This is a genomic window from Stenotrophomonas maltophilia group sp. RNC7, from assembly GCF_030910085.1.
Taxonomy (GTDB): Bacteria; Pseudomonadota; Gammaproteobacteria; order Xanthomonadales; family Xanthomonadaceae; genus Stenotrophomonas; species Stenotrophomonas sepilia.
In genome coordinates this window covers 1-17559 of the sequence record NZ_JAVFVN010000533.1, presented here as the reverse complement: position 1 = coordinate 17559, position 17559 = coordinate 1, and the positions used below count along the sequence as shown (strand labels likewise).

Genomic DNA, 17559 nt, shown 5'->3' with positions numbered 1-17559 from the left:
TCCCGGAGATTCCATGCCCAGCGTCAAAGTCCGCGAGAACGAGCCCTTCGAGTTTGCTCTTCGCCGCTTCAAGCGCACTTGCGAAAAGGCCGGTGTGCTGGCCGAAACCCGCAAGCGCGAGTTCTACGAAAAGCCGACCCAGGAGCGCAAGCGCAAGGCCGCCGCTGCCGTGAAGCGTCAGCTGCGCCGCTCGTCGCGCGACGTCACCAAGCGTCAGCGCCTGTACTGATCGGACGCATCTTCATTGCGGCGGGCCTGCCCGTCGCGATGGAGCCGAAGCCGGCACGCGCGAGCGTCGCCGGCTTTTTGCGTTTCCGGGTTCGGGCATCCGCCCCGCCCCACCTACCACCACGAGGTTCCTCATGAGCATGAAGCAGCAGCTCACCGAAGACATGAAGGCCGCCATGAAGGCGGGCGAGAAGCACAAGCTGGGCGTGATCCGCCTGATCAATGCCGCCATCAAGCAGCGCGAAGTGGACGAGCGCATCGAGCTGGATGACACCGCCGTGATCGCCGTGCTCGACAAGATGGTCAAGCAGCGCAAGGACTCGGTCAGCCAGTACGAAGCGGCCAACCGCGAAGACCTGGCCGAGATCGAGCGCGCCGAGATCGTGGTCATCGAAGCCTACCTGCCGGCCAAGATGGGCGAAGCCGAGATCGTGGCCGCCATCCAGGCCGCCATCGCCGAGACCGGCGCCTCCGGCCCGGCCGACATGGGCAAGCTGATGGGCGCACTGAAGCCCAAGCTCGCTGGCCAGGCCGACATGGGCCTGGTGTCCAAGCTGGTCAAGCAGCAGCTGGCGTAATCCGGCACACGGGGTCGGATCCCTTTCGCAACGCGAAAGGGCTCTGACCCCATTGATGCACCCGCTTCACCGCACCTTCGTTGGCCGCCTGCTACAACCACACCCATGGTTGAACCCGAGCCCAACGTTCCCGTGTCCCTGCACAAGTACCTCAAGCGCCTGCAGGACAGCTTTCCGATGGCGGTGGCCAAGCGCTTCATCGACGTCGACGTGCTGACCCAGGCCGCCTCCGTTTCTTTCTACGCCCTGCTGTCGATGGCACCGCTGCTGGTGCTGCTGCTGTGGTTGACCGCCTCGCTGTACCCACCGGCACAGCAGGCGCTGATCGGCCAGATCAGCTCGGTGGCTGGCAGCAGCGCGGCTACGGTGGCCGAAACCGTCCTGAAGAACGCCGACAACCAGCCCGACGTCGGCTCGTTGGCGGGGCTGTGGAGCACGCTGCTGCTGTTCGTCGGCGCCACCGCCGTGTTCGCGCAGCTGCAGAACGCGCTCAACCTGATCTTCCGCACCAGTGGCGAGCGCCTGGAGGGCATCAAGGCCTGGCTGCGCAAGCGTGTGTTCTCGTTCGGCGTAGTGCTGGCCCTGGGCTTCCTGCTGATCCTGTCGATGACCGCCACCACGGTGCTGCAGGTGGCCTTCGCGCAACTGCCCTCGATCCTCCCCGCGCTGGGGTACGTCACGAGCCTGCTGCTGTATGCAGTCGGCTTCGCCTTCATGTACCACTACCTGCCCGACCGTCGCGTGGCGTGGCGCCAGGCCTTCATCGGCGGCGTCATCACCTCGGCACTGTTCGCACTGGGCCGCTACGGCATCGGCGTCTACATCGCCACCGTGGCCCCCGGCAGTGCCTACGGCTCGATGGGCGCGCTGGTGATCTCGCTGGTCTGGATCTATTACGCGACTGTGGTCTTCTTTGTTGGCGCGCTGATGACGGCGGTGATCGATGAGCGCCTGCGCGCGCGTCATCACCTGGCCGCAGCCGGCATTGATCCGGCAACCGCCAGCCAGGTGCCCGACAGGGGGTAAACTAGGCCGACCGCCCCCGGTTCCGTCGCGTGGTCCTGCACCGCGCCCTGCCCTGTTGCCCATGGCCCGTATCCCCGACGCTTTCATCGACGACCTGCTCGCCCGCACCGACATCGTCGAGGTGGTGGGCAGCCGCGTGCCGTTGAAGCGCCAGGGCAAGGAATACGCCGCACGCTGCCCGTTTCATGACGAGCGCTCGGCCTCGTTCACGGTCTCGCCGACCAAGCAGTTCTATCACTGCTTCGGCTGCGGCGCGCACGGCACCGCGATCAGCTTCCTGATGAACTACGACCGCCTCGAGTTCCTCGACGCGGTGGATGAACTGGCCAAGCGCGCCGGCATGGAAGTGCCGCGCAACGAGAATCCGCGCAGCCCGCAGCAGCAGGACGACAGCCGCGAGCTGTATTCGGCACTGGATGCCGCCGCCCGGTTCTTCCAGAAGAACCTGGAAAGCAGCGACAAGGCACGCAGTTACCTCGATGGCCGTGGCGTGGACGAAGAGAACCGCGCGCGCTTCCAGATCGGCTACGCGCCGGACGGCTACAGCGGCCTGCGCGACGCGCTCGGCAAGGACGAGCGCCGCATGAAGCTGCTCGACCGCGCCGGCCTGTTCTCGAAGAACGACCGCGGCCACGTCTACGACAAGTTCCGCGACCGGGTGATGTTCCCGATCTTCGACCGCCGTGGCCGGGTGATCGCCTTTGGCGGCCGCGTGTTCGAGAAGGACGACGGCCCCAAGTACCTCAACTCGCCCGAGACCGCGCTGTTCCACAAGGGCCGCGAGCTGTATGGCCTGTGGCAGGTGCGCCAGGCCAACCAGAAGATCGAGCGGCTGATCGTGGTCGAGGGCTACATGGACGTGGTTTCGCTGTTCCAGTTCGGCGTCACCCAGGCGGTGGCCACGCTGGGTACGGCGACCACGCCGGACCACGCCGAGCTGTTGTTCCGCAACGCACCGGACGTGTTCTTCTGCTTCGACGGCGACGCCGCAGGCCGCCGCGCCGGCTGGAAGGCGCTGGAGTCGGTGCTGCCGCGCATGAAGGATGGCCGCCAGGCCTTCTTCCTGTTCCTGCCCGATGGCGAGGACCCGGACACCATCGTGCGCAAGGAAGGCGCCGAGGCCTTCAACGAGCGCCTGAAGCAGGCCACGCCGCTGTCGCAGTTCTTCTTCGATGAACTGACCCGCGAGATCAACCTGGGCACGCTGGACGGCAAGGCGCGCCTGGCCGAACGTGCAAAGCCGATGCTGGCGCAGATTCCCGACGGTGCCTTCGGCGACCTGATGAAGCAGCAGCTGGCGCAGCTGACCGGCCTCGGTGGCACTGCCCAGGCCACGCGCGCGCCGATGCCGCAACGCCAGCCACATCGGACGATCCAGCCGGTGGCCAAGCGCAGCCTGGTGCGCGGCGCGATCGCCGTGCTGCTGCAGCAGCCGTCGCTGGCGCTGACCCTGGGCGGAAAGCATCACTTCCAGGGCCTGCGACTACCGGGCGTGGAGCTGCTGCTGGAACTGCTGGGGCTGGTCGAACAGCGCCCGGACATCAGCACCGGCGCCCTGCTGGAACACTTCGACGGCCGCGAGGAACAGGCGTCGCTGCATACGCTGGCCGCTCAGACGCTGCCCGGCACCGAGGCCAGCTGGACCCAGGAACTGCACGACGCGGTGGCACAGCTGGAGAAACAGCTGCTGGTGCAACGTCTGGAGGAGTTGTTGGCAAAGCAGCGCCAGCAGGGCCTGGACGATACTGACAAATACGAACTGCGCGAGCTGCTGAAGGCCCGCGCCGGGCTGCGCCTGTAGCGGCAGAACGTTTTCACGGAGAAGACCATGCTGCTGCGCCTGCCCTGCCTGCTGTTGTTGTCGCTCTGCCTGCCACTGGCGGCCCTGGCCGCAGATGGCCCGCTCAATGAAGTCCGCCCGGGCCTGTATGCCGGCGGCCAGCCCTCCGCCGCACAACTGCGCGAACTTGCCGCGCAGGGCGTGCGCACCGTGATCGACCTGCGCCAGCCCGGCGAGGACCGGGGTTTCGACGAAACGCGCGTTGCCGAATCATTGGGCCTGCGCTACGTGCGCATTCCGGTGGCCGGTGCCGAGGGGCTCGATGCCGCCAACGTGCACGCCGTGCACCAGGCCCTGCGGCAGAGCCAGGGGCCGGTGCTGCTGCACTGTGCGTCCGGCAACCGCGCTGGCGCCGTGCTCGGCCTGGTCAACGCACGCTACGAACATGCCAGCCCCGAACAGGCCCTTCAGCTGGGCCAGCGTGCTGGCCTGACCTCGCTGGAAGCCGCCACCCGCCAACGCCTGGCCACGCCGGTCATCTCGCCCTGAACTCTCCGCACCAAGGACTCTGCCCACCATGACCCGCTGGTGGTCGCGCCTGCGACCGGACAACTTCACCCTCGCCCTGCTGTGCACGGTTGGCCTGGCCTCGCTGCTGCCAATGAAGGGCGCCGCCGCCATCGTCCTTGATGACGTCACCACCGTCGCCATCGCCGCGCTGTTCTTCCTCCACGGCGCGCGCCTGCCGCGCGAGTCGATCATTGGCGGCATGCTGCACTGGCGGCTGCACCTGACCATCCTCGCCTGCACCTTCCTCCTGTTCCCGCTGCTGGGGCTGATGTTCAAGCCGCTATCGGGCTGGCTGCTGACCCCGGAGCTGTACCTGGGCGTGCTGTTCCTGTGCACCCTGCCCTCCACCGTGCAGTCGTCCATCGCGTTCACCTCGATGGCGCATGGCAACGTGCCCGCAGCGGTGTGCAGTGCTTCGTTGTCGAGCATCCTCGGCGTATTCCTGACTCCACTGCTGCTGACCGCGCTGGCGGGCACCTCCGGTGGCGTGCACGACCCGCTGCATGCGATCGGCGGCATCATGCTGCAGCTGCTGGTGCCGTTCGTGGCCGGCCACCTGCTGCGGCCTTGGATTGCCGGTTGGGTGGAAAAGCAGCGCGCGCTGCTGCGTTACACCGACCAGGGCACGATCCTGCTGGTGGTGTATTCGGCGTTCGGTGAAGCGGTGACTGAAGGCCTGTGGAGCAAGACGCCGCTGCTCTCGCTGCTGGCCGTGGCGGTCGTGGCCGCCGTGCTGCTCGGCATCGCGATGCCGCTGATCACCTTCATCGCCCGCCGCCTGCGCTTCAACCGCGAGGACGAGATCGCCATCGTGTTCTGCGGCTCGAAGAAGAGCCTGGCCACGGGCGTGCCGATCGCCAAGGTGCTGTTCGCCGGCGGCAGCCTCGGCGCCATCGTGCTGCCGGTGATGATCTACCACCAGATCCAGCTGATCGTCTGCGGCGTGATCGCGCAGCGGTATGCGCGGCGCAAGCCCTGACCCGACCGGGAGACATCCACGCATGGCGTGGATCTACTTGAACACTCCACGCATGGCGTGGATCTGTTGTAGAGCCGAGCCCACGCTCGGCTGCTCTTCCATCCCCCTCAGCCGAGCATGGGCTCGGCTCTACAGGTGGCGCTTCACAACCAGGGCAGGATCCAGTGGTCGACCAGCAGGAAGGCGAACAGCGCCATCAGGTAGACGATGGAGTAGTAGAACATCTTCATCGAGAACAGCTCGTCCGGCGGGTTCAGCATGCGCCAGGCATACCAGAGGAACACGGCGTTGAGCACGATCGCGCCGCCCAGGTAGAACGCACCACTCATGCCCACCAGGTACGGCAGCAGGCAGACCAGCGCCAGCACCACCGAATACACCATGATCTGCTTGCGGGTGTGCACCACGCCGTGGGTCACTGGCAGCATCGGGATCTCGGCCTTGGCATAGTCTTCGCGGCGGAAGATCGCCAGCGCCCAGAAGTGCGGCGGCGTCCAGATGAAGATGATCAGCACCAGCAGCGACGAGTACGCCCAGTCCGACGAGCCCTGCATGCCGGTGACCGCAGCCCAGCCCAGCATCGGCGGCATCGCGCCGGCCAGGCCACCGATGACGATGTTCTGCGAGGTCGCGCGCTTGAGGTACACGGTGTAGATCACCGCGTAGCCGATCAGCGAGGCGAAGGTCAGCACCGCAGTGATCAGGTTCACCCACAGCACCAGGATGGTCATCGACAGCACGATCAGCACGCCGGCGAACACCAGCACCTGCCATGGCTTGACCTTGCCGACCACCAGCGGGCGCCACGACGTGCGTGCCATCTGCGCATCGATGTGCGCATCCAGCAACTGGTTGATCGCGGCGGCCGCCGAAGCGGCCAGCCAGATGCCGAGGAAGCCGAGCAGGCCGGCGCGCACCTGCTCCCAGCTGGGCACGCCCGGAATAGCCAGGACCATGCCGACCAGGGCAGTGAAGACAATGAGGGCGACGACCTTGGGCTTGGTCAGGTCCCAGTACTGGCGGTAGTTGGAAAACATGGAATCAGTCCGGGGCGCGCAGGCGGGCCAGCAGGCTGACCAGCACGAACAACAGGGCAACGGCCACGCCGTTGTGGGCCACGGCCACTTCCAGTGGCAGCGCCAGCTTCACATTGAGGATGCCGAGGGTGACCTGCAGCACCAGCAGCGCGATCAGCGCGCTGGCCCAGCCGCGCATGCTCGGCAACCGGAACAGGCGCACGCCCAGCCACAGCAGGTAGATGGCCACCACCACCGCGAACAGGCGGTGCGCCATCTGGATGGCGATACGGGAAGCACCATCCAGCACGCCACCTTCGTAGTCCACGCCGATGCCACGCCACAGGGTGAAGCCTTCGACGAAGTTGTGCTGCGGCCACCACTGGTTGGCACAGCGCGGGAAGTTGTCCAGCGATGCACTGCCGCCGCCGCAGGCCAGCGCCGCGTAGTTGGCACTGACCCAGCCGCCGAGTGCGATCTGGGTGACCAGCACCGCCAGGCCGATGCGCAGCAGCCACTTCAGCTTCGGTGCCTCGGCCAGGGTGATCGGCATGTGCGTCGCACGCCAGGCCATCCAGGCCAGCAGCGCGAACATCAGCATGCCGCCCAGCAGGTGGCCCATCACCACGATGGGCTTGAGCAGCAGGGTCACCGTCCACATGCCCAGCAGGGCCTGGAAGATCACCACCGCCAGGGTCAGCAGTGCAGCGCGTGCCAGATCGATGTTGCTCCAGCGCAGCGCGGCGATCAGCAGGATCGCCTCGCCGATCAGAGCCAATGCACTGGCGGTGCCATGCCAGCCCATCATGTACAGCGGTATGCCAGCGGCCACCAGCACGCAGGCGGTCACCACTGCCGTGGTTCCAAAGCGGCGCTTGCGCGTGGCCAGCAGGGCCAGGGTCAGGATCTCGATGCCCAGCGCGCCGGCCAGGAAGCGGTGCACCTGCTCACGCCAGGCCTTGTGGGTCTCCAGCGGGCGGATCTCCGCCGCCGGGTGGCCGATGGTCTCTTCCACGTGCTGCGGCCAGGTGGCCTGGCCATAGCAGGTCGGCCAGTCCGGGCAGCTCAGGCCGGCATCGGACAGGCGTACGAACGCGCCGAACATGATCGTGCTCGCGGTCATGATCATGGCGAACCACGCCAGGCGGTGGAAATTGCGGTGCAGCGCCGGACGCGCGGAAAGGCTCATCAAACGGGACTCACTTCAGTTTCAGCAACGTGGCCATGTCCTTGCGCAGGCCACCGAGGTCGGAACCCGGGGCATGGCGCATGATCACGAAGCCGTTCGGATCGATCACGTAGACCGGCAGTCCCGCCGGATCATCGACGCCCGGCAACGCCGCGCGCAGGGCTGGCGACGGAGCCAGCGGCCGCAGCGCGGGCAGCGAGGCGATCGACGCCGGTGGCGTACCCAGCCACAGGATCTCGACATTATCGGCGTTATGGCCGAACAGCTGCCACACCTTGCCCAGCCCCTGCGACAAAGTGACGCACTGCGCGTCGCAGGCACCGGCCGGTGGTGCCACCAGCAGGCGCCAGGTGCGGGCCTCGGGGTTCCAAGGATAGGGCTGGCCACTGGCCAGGGTCGGCGCCTGCTGGCGCAGATCGACCGGCGGCTTCAGCAGCTGTCCCGCATTGCGGTGCCCGGTGGGCTGCCAGCCGGAGAAGCGCAATACCGCGGCCAGCGCCATCGCCCCGAAGAACACGGCAAACAGCAGCACCAGGGTCCGGCGGCCGGAGCCGCGCGCCTGCGGGGACGTAGCAGTGTTCATGCGGGGCATTTTCTCATGGTTGGGTACGGGATGCCGGTCGTGCCACGGCGCGCCTCCTGCGCCACTCCAACACCAGCGCAACGACGAGCACGGTCAGGGCCAGGCCGAACCACTGCACGGCGTAGCCCAGGTGACGCTGCGGTGGCAGCGTGTTCGGCAACAGGTCCAGATCACGTTCGTCGCCGAAGGGCAGCGCCGGGTCCAGGCGCAGTACACGATCGGGAAGTGACTGCACCCCCAGCGCCCGGGCCAGGCCCTCGGCCGGCAAGCGGCTGGCCAGCCAGCGCCCGGCCTCACCGGTGGCGGAGAACGCCGGGCCCAGTACCAGCCCCGCCGAAGGCGGTGGCGCCAGCAACCCGCGCACCACCACCGGCGAAGGCGGCGCCGGTATGTCCGGCAGCGTGCGATCCGGCGGCAGCGCGCGCCAGCCAAGATCGACCAGCAGCACGCTGCCTTCGTCACTGCGGAACGGGCGATAGATCTTTACGCCGGCACGGCCATGCCGGGTCTGGTTGTCCAGCAGCACCACGCCAGGCAGGAAGCGACCGTGATCGGCCACACCGTGCAACGCGCCGGGGGCTGCCAGGGCCTGCGCCAGCGGCAGCGCCTGTGCCACCGCTGGCCCCTGCGCATCCAACATTGACTGTTTGGCATGCATGCGCTGCAGCTGCCACAGCCCCAATGCAGTGAAACCGGCCATCGCCAGCACGGCCAGCAACCATCCGATCACGCGTGTGTGCTGGCGCATCATGACAAGTCCGCGCAAACGCGGTCAGATAGGCGCACCCACCCTGCCCTCGAGCCGCGCATGAGTGATTCGCTGAAGACCCTGCTGGTAATCGCGTTTCTGATCGTCATCGTCTGGAACCTGGGCGCCGGCCTGTATTACCTGCTGGTCGACCGCGGCCAGACCAAGCGCACGGTCAACGCACTGACACGTCGCATCGCGGTGTCGGTGGCGTTGATCGTACTGGTGATCGTGAGCATCTACATGGGCTGGATCAAGCCGCACGGCGTCGGCGGCTGAGGCCACCGATGCGTGCGTGGTCAAAGCACGTAGACGAACAGGAACAGCATCAGCCACACCACGTCGACGAAGTGCCAGTACCACGCGGCCGCTTCGAAACCGAAATGGTTGTCGCGGGTGAAGTGTCCTTTGGCCGAACGCAGCCACATCACGATCAGCATGATCGTGCCCAGCAGCACGTGCGCACCGTGGAAGCCGGTCAGCATGAAGAATGTCGAACCGTAGATACCCGAACCGAGCGTCAGGTTCAGCTCCTTGTAGGCGTGGATGTACTCTTCCGCCTGCAGGGTCAGGAAACCGAGGCCGAGCACCACGGTCAGGCCCAGCCAGATCAGCAGCTGGCGGCGGTTGCCGGCCTTCAGTGCGTGATGGGCGATGGTCAGGGTCACGCCGGAGGTGAGCAGGATCAGCGTATTGATCAGCGGCAGGCCCCAGGCCGGGATGGTCTGGAAGGCACCACCGATCGCCGCCGGGCCATTGGTCGGCCATCCGGCGGAGTAGCCCTGCCAGAGCAGCTCGTTGGTCATCACCCCGCGGCCTTCGCCGCTCAGCCACGACAGGCCCAGGTTGCGGGTGTAGAACAGCGCGCCGAAGAAGGCACCGAAGAACATCACCTCGGAGAAGATGAACCAGATCATCCCCATCCGGAACGAGCCATCGACCTGGTGGTTGTAGTTGCCGGCCTGCGATTCACGCACCACGTCGCTGAACCACCAGAACAGGGTCAGCACCAGCATCGCGATGCCGATATAGAACGTCCAGCGCCCCCAGCTGGCGTCGTTGAGCCAGCTGGCCACACCCACCATGGTCACCATCATCGCGATGGAGCCCACGAACGGCCATTTGCTCTGGGCCGGGACGAAGTACACGTTGGCGTCGGTCGGTGTCTGGGCCATGTCGGTATCCGGGTCAGGGTGCGGCGTGCGCGCCGTCCGAGGTGGCGGCCGGGAGCAGCCGATCGGACAACGCGTCGTTGCGGTAGAAGGTGTAGGACAAGGTGATCGTCTTGATTTCCGGCGGCAGGTCCGGATCGACGATGAAGCGCACCGGCATGTCGCGCTTCTCGCCGGCCTGCAGCGTCTGCGCGGTGAAACAGAAGCACTCGGTCTTGCTGAAGAAGCCCGACGCGCGTGCCGGCGCCACCGAAGGCACCGCGCTGCCAACGACTGCCTGCTGGCTGTCGTTGCGTGCGAAGTACAGCGCCTCGTTGAGTTCGCCGGGCACAACATCCATGGTCAGCTGCTCAGGATGGAACGACCACGGCAGGCGCGAATTGACGCCGCCATCGAACTCCACCCGCACGGTGCGCTTGCCAGCTGCAGCACCCGTACTGGCTTCACCACCCGGGCCGCGCTCCAGGCGCACGCCGAATACCTTTTCGCAGGCAATGCGGTACAGCGGCACCAGCGAGAAGGTCAGCAGGAACACCGCCACTGCCACGCCGATCAGGCGCGGCAGCCCGGCACTGGGTGACCGCGTGCTGGCCGGAGCCTCGCTCATCGGCCGATCACCCCGCTGAGGATGAAGCCGACGTAGACCAGCACCGCGATGGCGCCGACCCACATCGCCGTCCGCCGGGCACGCTGGCGCTGCTGTTCGATGCCGTTTTCCGGGGCGTCGCCCGGGCTGTTGTAGAGCCGAGCCATGCTCGGCTGCTTTTCGTCAGCCGAGCATGGCTCGGCTCTACAGGTCTGCAGTGGGCTCTCGTTATGCATGCCCCACCTCAATGCGTGATGTCGTCATGCGCCAGATCCCCCGGACGGATGGTCGGCGGCGTGGTGAAGGTGTGCGCCGGTGCCGGCGATGGCAGCGTCCACTCCAGCCCGCGTGCACCTTCCCAGCTGCGTGCTTCGGCCTTCTCGCCGTTGCGCAGCGAGGACAGCAGGATCGCGGCCATCATGAACGGCGTGACGAACATGCCGAACGCACCGATCGAGCTGATCAGGTTCCAGTCGGCGAAGGCCACGCTGTAATCGGGAATGCGGCGCGGCATGCCGGCCAGGCCGAGGAAATGCTGCGGGAAGAACAGCAGGTTGACGAACACGATTGACCACCAGAAGTGCACCTTGGCCCACTTCTCGCTGTACATGCGCCCGGTCCACTTCGGCCACCAGTAATACACCGCCGCGATCAGCGCGAACACCGCGCCGGTCACCAGCACGTAGTGGAAATGCGCAACCACGAAGTAGGTGTCGTGGTACTGGAAGTCGGCCGCCACGATGGCCAGCATCAGACCGGAGAAGCCACCGATGGTGAACAGGATGACGAAGGCCACCGACCACAGCATCGGCGCCTCGAACGTCAGCGACCCCCGCCACATGGTGCTGACCCAGTTGAACACCTTCACCCCGGTCGGGATCGAGATCAGCATGGTGGCGAACATGAAGTAGATCTCGCCGCCCAGCGGCATGCCCACGGTGAACATGTGGTGGGCCCAGACAATGAACGACAGGAACGCGATCGCGGCGGTGGCGTACACCATCGCCTGGTAGCCGAACAGCGGCTTGCGGCTGAAGGTCGGGATGATCTCGCTGACCACGCCGAAGGCGGGCAGGATCATGATGTAGACCTCGGGATGGCCGAAGAACCAGAAGATGTGCTGGTACATCACCGGGTCACCGCCACCGGCGGCGTTGAAGAAACTGGTGCCGAAGAACTTGTCGGTCAGCAGCATGGTCACCGCACCGGCCAGCACCGGCATCACCGCGATCAGCAGGAAGGCGGTGATCAGCCAGGCCCAGCAGAAGATCGGCATCTTCAGCAGGTCGATGCCCGGCGCGCGCATGTTCAGCACGGTGGCGATGATGTTGATCGCACCCATGATCGAGCTGATGCCGGCCACGTGAATGGCGAACACGCTGAAGGCCACGTTGTAGCCGCCCTGCAGCGACAGCGGCGGATACAGCGTCCAGCCACCGGCCGGTGCACCACCGGGCAGGAACAGCGTCAGCAGCAGCAGGCTGAAAGCCACCGGCAGCAACCAGAACGACCAGTTGTTCATGCGCGGCAGCGCCATGTCCGGCGCACCGATCTGCAGCGGGATCATCCAGTTGGCAAGGCCGACGAACGCCGGCATCACGCCGCCGAAGATCATCACCAGCGCATGCACGGTCGTCATCTGGTTGAAGAACTCGGGCTTGACGAACTGCAGGCCCGGCTGCGCCAGCTCGGCGCGGATCACCACGCTCATCGCCGCACCGATGATGAACATGATGAAGCTGAAACCCAGGTACAGCGTGCCGATGTCCTTGTGGTTGGTCGAGAAGAACCAACGCTCGAAGAAACTCTGCTGGTGATGGTGATCGTCGTGCCCAACTGCCGAGTGCGCCATTGCAAAACACCTCTCAGAATCGGTTGTCACCACGGCCGCGAGCGGCCGCGGGCTTTACATCACGCGCCGCTGGCCGCAACCGCAGGTGCGTTGCCGGCTTCGGCAGCAGCAGGTGCCGCCGGTGCTTCGCCCGCAGGGGCAGCCGGTTCTGCAGGTGCCGCAGGGGGGGCGGGCTCGGCCGGCGGTGCAGGCTTGCGCTGCGCCAGCCACTGCTTGAAGTCCTCCTTGGACACCGCCTCGACCACGATCGGCATGAAGCCGTGGTCCTTGCCGCACAGCTCGGCGCATTGCCCGCGATACACCCCGGGCTGCTCGATGCTGGTCCAGGCTTCATTGATGAAACCGGGGATCGCGTCCTGCTTCCAGCCCAGCGCCGGCACCCACCAGGCGTGGATCACATCATCGGAAGTGATGACGAAGCGGACCTTGGTATCGACCGGCAACACCAGCCGGTTGTCGACGTCCAGCAGGTAATGCGGATGGCTTTCGCGGGTCGGCACGATGCCACTCTGCCGCACGCGGTCGGACTCGCGATCCAGGCGGCTGGTGAAGGTGACGTTCTCGCCGAGGTATTCGTACTTCCACATCCACTGGTAGCCGGTGACCTTGACCGTCATCTCGGCATCGCGGGTGTCGTACATCTTGATCAGGTTGGCCGTGGCCGGCCACGCCATCACGACCAGGATGATCACCGGGATCACCGTCCAGATGATCTCGGCCTTGGTGTTGTGGCTGAAGGTGGCGGCGACTGCGCCCTTGGATTTGCGGAACTTGAAGATGGCGTAGGCCATCGCCCCGAACACGATGACGCCGATCACCGTGCAGATGATCAACGACAGGTTGTTCGATTCCCAGGCCAGGCGCGAGGTCTGGGTCACCCCCTTGCCCATGTTCAGCTGCCACGGCTTGGGATCGGCCGCCTGGGCCCAGGCCGACGCCGGAATCAGTCCCCCGGTCGCCAGCATCGCGGCGACCGCGTTCACGCACTTCGTGCCCCACCTGCTGCTTTGCTTCATTGCCTAGACCCTTAGCGTCGTCGGTTGCCGCCATCGCTGGCGGCGAGCAAGCTTTCAAGTGTCTCTGCGAGCGTCTGGCGTTCGGCCGGCGCGAGGAAACTCCCCACCTCCACCTGCCGGCCGCTGGATGCCAGCCGGACCCTCTCATCGTCGGTGAGCAGGCGCACCCAGTGCGGGTGGGCCCGGAACACCGGCGATCCACCGGGTACGGGGATGACCTCCACGTACGCCGGCACTACCCGGATCTCCTCCTGCCGTTCACCGCTGCGCCACAAGGCACGCAGCGCCGCTGCCAGCACCAGGCTGTACAGCAGCGCGAACAGGGGGGCGAATGCATTGCCGGCCCACCACCCGAGGGCGGACACCAGCCACATCGCACCCGACAACACGGTGAACAACAGGACGAACTGCCGGGCATCGAGCGCCCGTGGGGGACGCAGCCGCAGCTGCGTACCTGACCCATCCGGAGCTGGAAGCACCTCGATCATGTCGCAACCGCGTTCCTGCCGCGGGAAACGTCTCGATGGTAGCCCCGCCCTCTCGCCGGTAGCAAGGGTGCATTCACACTTTTTCCGATGCTGCAACACAGCATGAGGTCGGCGGCACGAATGACGAATTCAGCACAAATCTTGCCGGGTTTGCTGAACACGCCGAATCCACCACCGTTAGTAGCTATCAGCCCTTCATGAAGGTGTCTGCAGGGCACTTCCGAAGGCCGCAAAAATGATTAAAATCGCCAAGTTTTCCACTGGCCGGACCGGCATGAACGCACCTTCCTCCTCCCCTGCCGCCCACGACGCCCCGCGTCCGGGCGCGCTGCTGTCGCCGGAACTGCCGGCGCCCCCCAACCCGTTCCGCCAGGCCATCACCGATGCCTGGTTGAAGGACGAGGCCAGCCACGTGCGTGAGCTGCTGGCGCAGGCGCGCCTGCCCGCCGAAGAACAGGCCAGGGTGCAGGCGCTGGCCGCCGACCTGGTCGGCCGCGTGCGCGTGCGTGCCAAGGACCAGGGCGCGATCGAAGCCTTCATGCGCCAGTACGACCTGGGCAGCGAAGAAGGCGTGCTGCTGATGTGTGTGGCAGAGGCCCTGCTGCGCATTCCGGACCAGGACACTGCCGACAAGCTGATCCGCGACAAGCTGGCCGATGCCGACTGGGAAAAGCACTTGGGTGGCAGCGACTCGGTGCTGGTCAACGCCTCCACCTGGGGCCTGATGCTGACCGGCAAGCTGGTGCAGATGAACGACGCCACGCGCGCCGATGCGCCCAGCGCATTCAAGCGCCTGGTCGGCCGCGTCGGTGAGCCGGTGGTGCGCCTGGCCGTACGCCAGGCGATGAAGATCATGGGCCACCAGTTCGTGATGGGCCGCACCATCAGCGAAGCGCTGTCGCGCTCGCACAAGGGCGACAACGCGAACTACCGCTACTCCTTCGACATGCTGGGCGAAGGCGCGCTGACCATGAAGGACGCGCTGCGCTACCTGGAAGACTACCGTCGTGCGATCCACGCCATCGGCGGTGATCACAAGGCCCGCGGCGGCCGCCCGGACGGCGACGTCAACAACGCGCCGGGCATCTCGATCAAGCTGTCGGCGCTGTACCCGCGCTACGAGCACGCCAAGCGCGAGCGCGTGCTGAAGGACCTGGTGCCGGGCGTGCTGGAACTGGCACAGCTGGCCAAGAGCTACGGCATCGGCTGCACCGTCGACGCCGAAGAGTCCGATCGCCTGGAACTGTCGCTGGACATCATCGAGCAGGTGTTCTCCGACGCCTCGCTGGCTGGCTGGGATGGCTTCGGCGTGGTCGTGCAGGCCTACCAGAAGCGCACGCCCTACACGATCGACCACCTGGCCGACATGGCGCGCCGCGCCGGCCGCCGCCTGCAGGTGCGCCTGGTCAAGGGCGCCTACTGGGATGCCGAGATCAAGCGCGCGCAGATCGAAGGCTATCCGGGCTACCCGGTGTTCACCCGCAAGCAGAACACCGACGTGTCCTACCTGGCCTGCGCCAAGCGGCTGTTCACCCATGCCGATGCGATCTACCCGATGTTCGCCACGCACAACGCGCACACCATCGCGGCCGTGCGCAGCATCGCCAACGGCGGCGTGTACGAGCACCAGAAGCTGCACGGCATGGGCGACGACCTGTACGCCGAAGTGGTGCCGGCCGACCGCTTGAACCTGCCCTGCCGCGTGTACGCCCCGGTCGGTTCGCACGAAGACCTGCTGCCGTACCTGGTGCGCCGCCTGTTGGAAAACGGCGCCAACTCCAGCTTCGTCAACCGCATCACCGATGAGCGCGTGCCGATCGCCGACCTGATCCGCGATCCGGTCGAGATGGTCGCCTCGTTCGAATCGATTCCGCATCCCAAGATCCCGCTGCCGGTTGACCTGCTGCGCAGCCAGAACCACGACAGGAAGAACTCCATGGGCGCCAACCTCGCCAACGACAACGAACTGCGCGCCCTGGCCGAGCAGCTCAACGCCGCCGTGAAGCCGTGGCAGGCCTCGCCGCTGGTACCGGGTGCCAACCCGGCCGGCGCCGCACTGCCGGTGACCAACCCGGCCGACACCCGCGAAGTGGTCGGCCAGTGGCTGGCCGCCGATGCCGCTACCGTGCAGAAGGCCCTGGCCAACGCCGTGGCCGCACAGCCGGCCTGGAACCGCACCCCGGCCGCCAGCCGCGCCGCCATCCTCGAACACGCCGCCGACCAGCTGGAAGCGCGCATGCCGGAGTTCATGGCGCTGTGCGTGAAGGAAGCCGGCAAGAGCCTGCCCGACAGCATCGCCGAAGTGCGCGAAGCCGTGGATTTCCTGCGCTACTACGCCAAGCAGGCGCGCGAGCAGTTCAGCCACGCCGAGAAGCTGCCGAGCCCGACCGGTGAGTCCAACGAGCTGCAGCTGCACGGCCGCGGCGTGTTCGTCTGCATCAGCCCGTGGAACTTCCCACTGGCGATCTTCCTGGGCCAGGTCGCCGCTGCTCTGGCCGCCGGCAACAGCGTCATCGCCAAGCCGGCCGAGCAGACCAACCTGATCGGCTACTACGCGGTGAAGCTGCTGCACGATGCCGGCGTGCCGGCCGAGGTGGTGCAGTTCCTGCCGGGCGACGGCGCCACCGTGGGTGCGGCGCTGACCGCCGACCCGCGCGTGGCCGGCGTGGCCTTCACCGGCTCCACCGAGACCGCCCGTGCGATCAACCGTGCGATGGCCGCGCGTGACGCCGCCATCGGCGTGCTGATCGCCGAGACCGGTGGCCAGAACGCCTTCATCGCCGACTCCTCGGCACTTCCGGAACAGCTGGTCAAGGACGCGATCGGTTCGGCCTTCACCTCCGCTGGCCAGCGCTGCTCGGCCGCGCGCGTGCTGTTCGTGCAGGACGACATCGCCGACAAGGTGATGACCATGCTGGCCGGCGCGATGAAGGAGCTGAAGGTTGGCAACCCGGGCCTGCTGTCCACCGACGTCGGCCCGGTGATCGATGCCGACGCGCTGAAGATCCTGCAGGACCACGCCGAGCGCATGGACCGCGAAGCGCGCCTGATCGCCGCCGCCGAGCTGTCCGCCGAAACCGCCCACGGCACCTTCTTCGCACCGCGCGCGTACGAGCTGAAGGACCTGGGCCAGCTGCAGAAGGAAGTGTTCGGTCCGGTCCTGCACGTGATCCGCTGGAAGGGCGACCAGCTCGACGCGGTGATCGACCAGATCAACGCCACCGGCTACGGCCTGACCCTGGGCGTGCATTCGCGCATCGACGAAACCGTTGACCGCATCAGCAACGGCGTCCACGTCGGCAACGTGTACGTCAACCGCAACCAGATCGGTGCAGTGGTCGGCGTGCAGCCGTTCGGCGGCCAGGGCCTGTCCGGCACCGGCCCGAAGGCCGGCGGCCCGCACTACCTGCTGCGCTTTGCCACCGAAAAGACGGTGACGGTGAACACCACCGCCGCCGGCGGCAACGCCTCGCTGCTGACCCTGGGCGACTGATCGCCTGCTTGATGCGGTAAACAAGAAACCCCGCGAATGCGGGGTTTCTTGTGTTTTGCTTCCTGTAGCGCCGCGCCCACCCCCCGCGTTGCAGGCGCAGCCGCGCCCGGGGGCGCCGGAGCGCCGCCTGGCGGCGGAAAACCCCCCCCCCCGCGACGGCGGGGTTTCTGGTTTTGTGCTTCCGGGCGCGCCGCCCCCCCGCTCGGCTTGCCGGGCCCCGCCGAGCAGGGGCTCGCCGCTACAGAGGCAGGGCGA

Annotated in this window: 18 protein-coding genes; 8 read left to right on the top strand and 10 right to left on the bottom strand. The window is 66.7% G+C overall.

Annotated elements, in window-relative coordinates:
* Nucleotides 1–13 precede the first annotated feature (13 nt).
* The 6 genes from rpsU (at nt 14) to RCF13_RS10450 (ending at nt 5161) form a co-directional block, all read left to right on the top strand.
* Nucleotides 14–229 carry a 30S ribosomal protein S21 gene (gene rpsU / locus RCF13_RS10475; RefSeq protein WP_002808376.1) on the top strand — a complete coding sequence of 72 codons (216 nt, stop codon included), beginning with the start codon at nt 14–16 and terminating at the stop codon, nt 227–229.
* Nucleotides 230–362: 133 nt separating this feature from the next.
* The gene (locus RCF13_RS10470) at nt 363–806 is read left to right on the top strand and encodes a GatB/YqeY domain-containing protein (RefSeq protein ID WP_005415013.1); all 444 of its coding nucleotides are present in this window, start codon (nt 363–365) and stop codon (nt 804–806) included.
* A 105-nt stretch (nt 807–911) separates the two neighbouring features.
* The gene (locus RCF13_RS10465; RefSeq protein ID WP_134968964.1) at nt 912–1832 is read left to right on the top strand and encodes a YihY/virulence factor BrkB family protein; all 921 of its coding nucleotides are present in this window, start codon (nt 912–914) and stop codon (nt 1830–1832) included.
* A gap of 61 nt (nt 1833–1893) precedes the next feature.
* The gene (dnaG, locus tag RCF13_RS10460; protein ID WP_134968965.1) at nt 1894–3633 is read left to right on the top strand and encodes a DNA primase; all 1740 of its coding nucleotides are present in this window, start codon (nt 1894–1896) and stop codon (nt 3631–3633) included.
* A gap of 27 nt (nt 3634–3660) precedes the next feature.
* On the top strand, nt 3661–4161 hold the full coding sequence (locus RCF13_RS10455) for a protein tyrosine phosphatase family protein (RefSeq protein ID WP_134968966.1): 501 nt from the start codon (nt 3661–3663) through the stop codon (nt 4159–4161).
* A gap of 28 nt (nt 4162–4189) precedes the next feature.
* Entirely contained in the window at nt 4190–5161 is a 972-nt protein-coding gene (locus RCF13_RS10450) for a bile acid:sodium symporter family protein (protein WP_049453414.1), read from the top strand.
* Nucleotides 5162–5304: 143 nt separating this feature from the next.
* Here RCF13_RS10450 and cyoE read toward each other — a convergent pair whose 3' ends face one another.
* Genes cyoE through RCF13_RS10430 form a run of 4 tightly spaced genes read right to left on the bottom strand, consistent with a single transcriptional unit; the run spans nt 5305 to nt 8700 of the window.
* The gene (gene cyoE / locus RCF13_RS10445; protein ID WP_061480359.1) at nt 5305–6198 is read right to left on the bottom strand and encodes a heme o synthase; all 894 of its coding nucleotides are present in this window, start codon (nt 6196–6198) and stop codon (nt 5305–5307) included.
* A gap of 4 nt (nt 6199–6202) precedes the next feature.
* On the bottom strand, nt 6203–7366 hold the full coding sequence (locus tag RCF13_RS10440) for a COX15/CtaA family protein (protein ID WP_061480360.1): 1164 nt from the start codon (nt 7364–7366) through the stop codon (nt 6203–6205).
* A 10-nt stretch (nt 7367–7376) separates the two neighbouring features.
* The gene (locus RCF13_RS10435) at nt 7377–7949 is read right to left on the bottom strand and encodes a hypothetical protein (RefSeq protein ID WP_061480361.1); all 573 of its coding nucleotides are present in this window, start codon (nt 7947–7949) and stop codon (nt 7377–7379) included.
* A 13-nt stretch (nt 7950–7962) separates the two neighbouring features.
* On the bottom strand, nt 7963–8700 hold the full coding sequence (locus RCF13_RS10430) for an SURF1 family protein (RefSeq protein ID WP_180869234.1): 738 nt from the start codon (nt 8698–8700) through the stop codon (nt 7963–7965).
* 57 nt (nt 8701–8757) lie between these two features.
* Between RCF13_RS10430 and RCF13_RS10425 the strand changes: the two genes are divergently transcribed.
* On the top strand, nt 8758–8976 hold the full coding sequence (locus RCF13_RS10425; protein WP_049416782.1) for a twin transmembrane helix small protein: 219 nt from the start codon (nt 8758–8760) through the stop codon (nt 8974–8976).
* A gap of 20 nt (nt 8977–8996) precedes the next feature.
* Here RCF13_RS10425 and RCF13_RS10420 read toward each other — a convergent pair whose 3' ends face one another.
* Genes RCF13_RS10420 through RCF13_RS10395 form a run of 6 tightly spaced genes read right to left on the bottom strand, consistent with a single transcriptional unit; the run spans nt 8997 to nt 13811 of the window.
* Entirely contained in the window at nt 8997–9872 is an 876-nt protein-coding gene (locus RCF13_RS10420; protein ID WP_005407793.1) for a cytochrome c oxidase subunit 3, read from the bottom strand.
* 13 nt (nt 9873–9885) lie between these two features.
* Nucleotides 9886–10476: a cytochrome c oxidase assembly protein gene (locus RCF13_RS10415; protein ID WP_061480363.1), complete on the bottom strand. Its 591-nt coding sequence runs from the start codon at nt 10474–10476 to the stop codon at nt 9886–9888.
* Nucleotides 10473–10691 carry a hypothetical protein gene (locus RCF13_RS10410; RefSeq protein ID WP_134969263.1) on the bottom strand — a complete coding sequence of 73 codons (219 nt, stop codon included), beginning with the start codon at nt 10689–10691 and terminating at the stop codon, nt 10473–10475. The genes RCF13_RS10415 and RCF13_RS10410 overlap by 4 nt, the downstream gene beginning before the upstream one ends.
* 8 nt (nt 10692–10699) lie before the next feature.
* Complete coding sequence (ctaD, locus tag RCF13_RS10405) at nt 10700–12307, bottom strand: cytochrome c oxidase subunit I (protein ID WP_004153896.1); 1608 nt, start codon at nt 12305–12307, stop codon at nt 10700–10702.
* 59 nt (nt 12308–12366) lie between these two features.
* A complete protein-coding gene (coxB, locus tag RCF13_RS10400; RefSeq protein WP_134969262.1) occupies nt 12367–13323 on the bottom strand; it encodes a cytochrome c oxidase subunit II in 957 nt (318 codons plus the stop codon).
* A gap of 11 nt (nt 13324–13334) precedes the next feature.
* Nucleotides 13335–13811 carry a DUF2244 domain-containing protein gene (locus RCF13_RS10395; protein ID WP_021202927.1) on the bottom strand — a complete coding sequence of 159 codons (477 nt, stop codon included), beginning with the start codon at nt 13809–13811 and terminating at the stop codon, nt 13335–13337.
* A 274-nt stretch (nt 13812–14085) separates the two neighbouring features.
* On the opposite strand from RCF13_RS10395, the gene putA reads away from it, so the two are divergent.
* Complete coding sequence (putA, locus tag RCF13_RS10390) at nt 14086–17304, top strand: bifunctional proline dehydrogenase/L-glutamate gamma-semialdehyde dehydrogenase PutA (protein WP_231352488.1); 3219 nt, start codon at nt 14086–14088, stop codon at nt 17302–17304.
* Nucleotides 17305–17559: the final 255 nt, after the last annotated feature.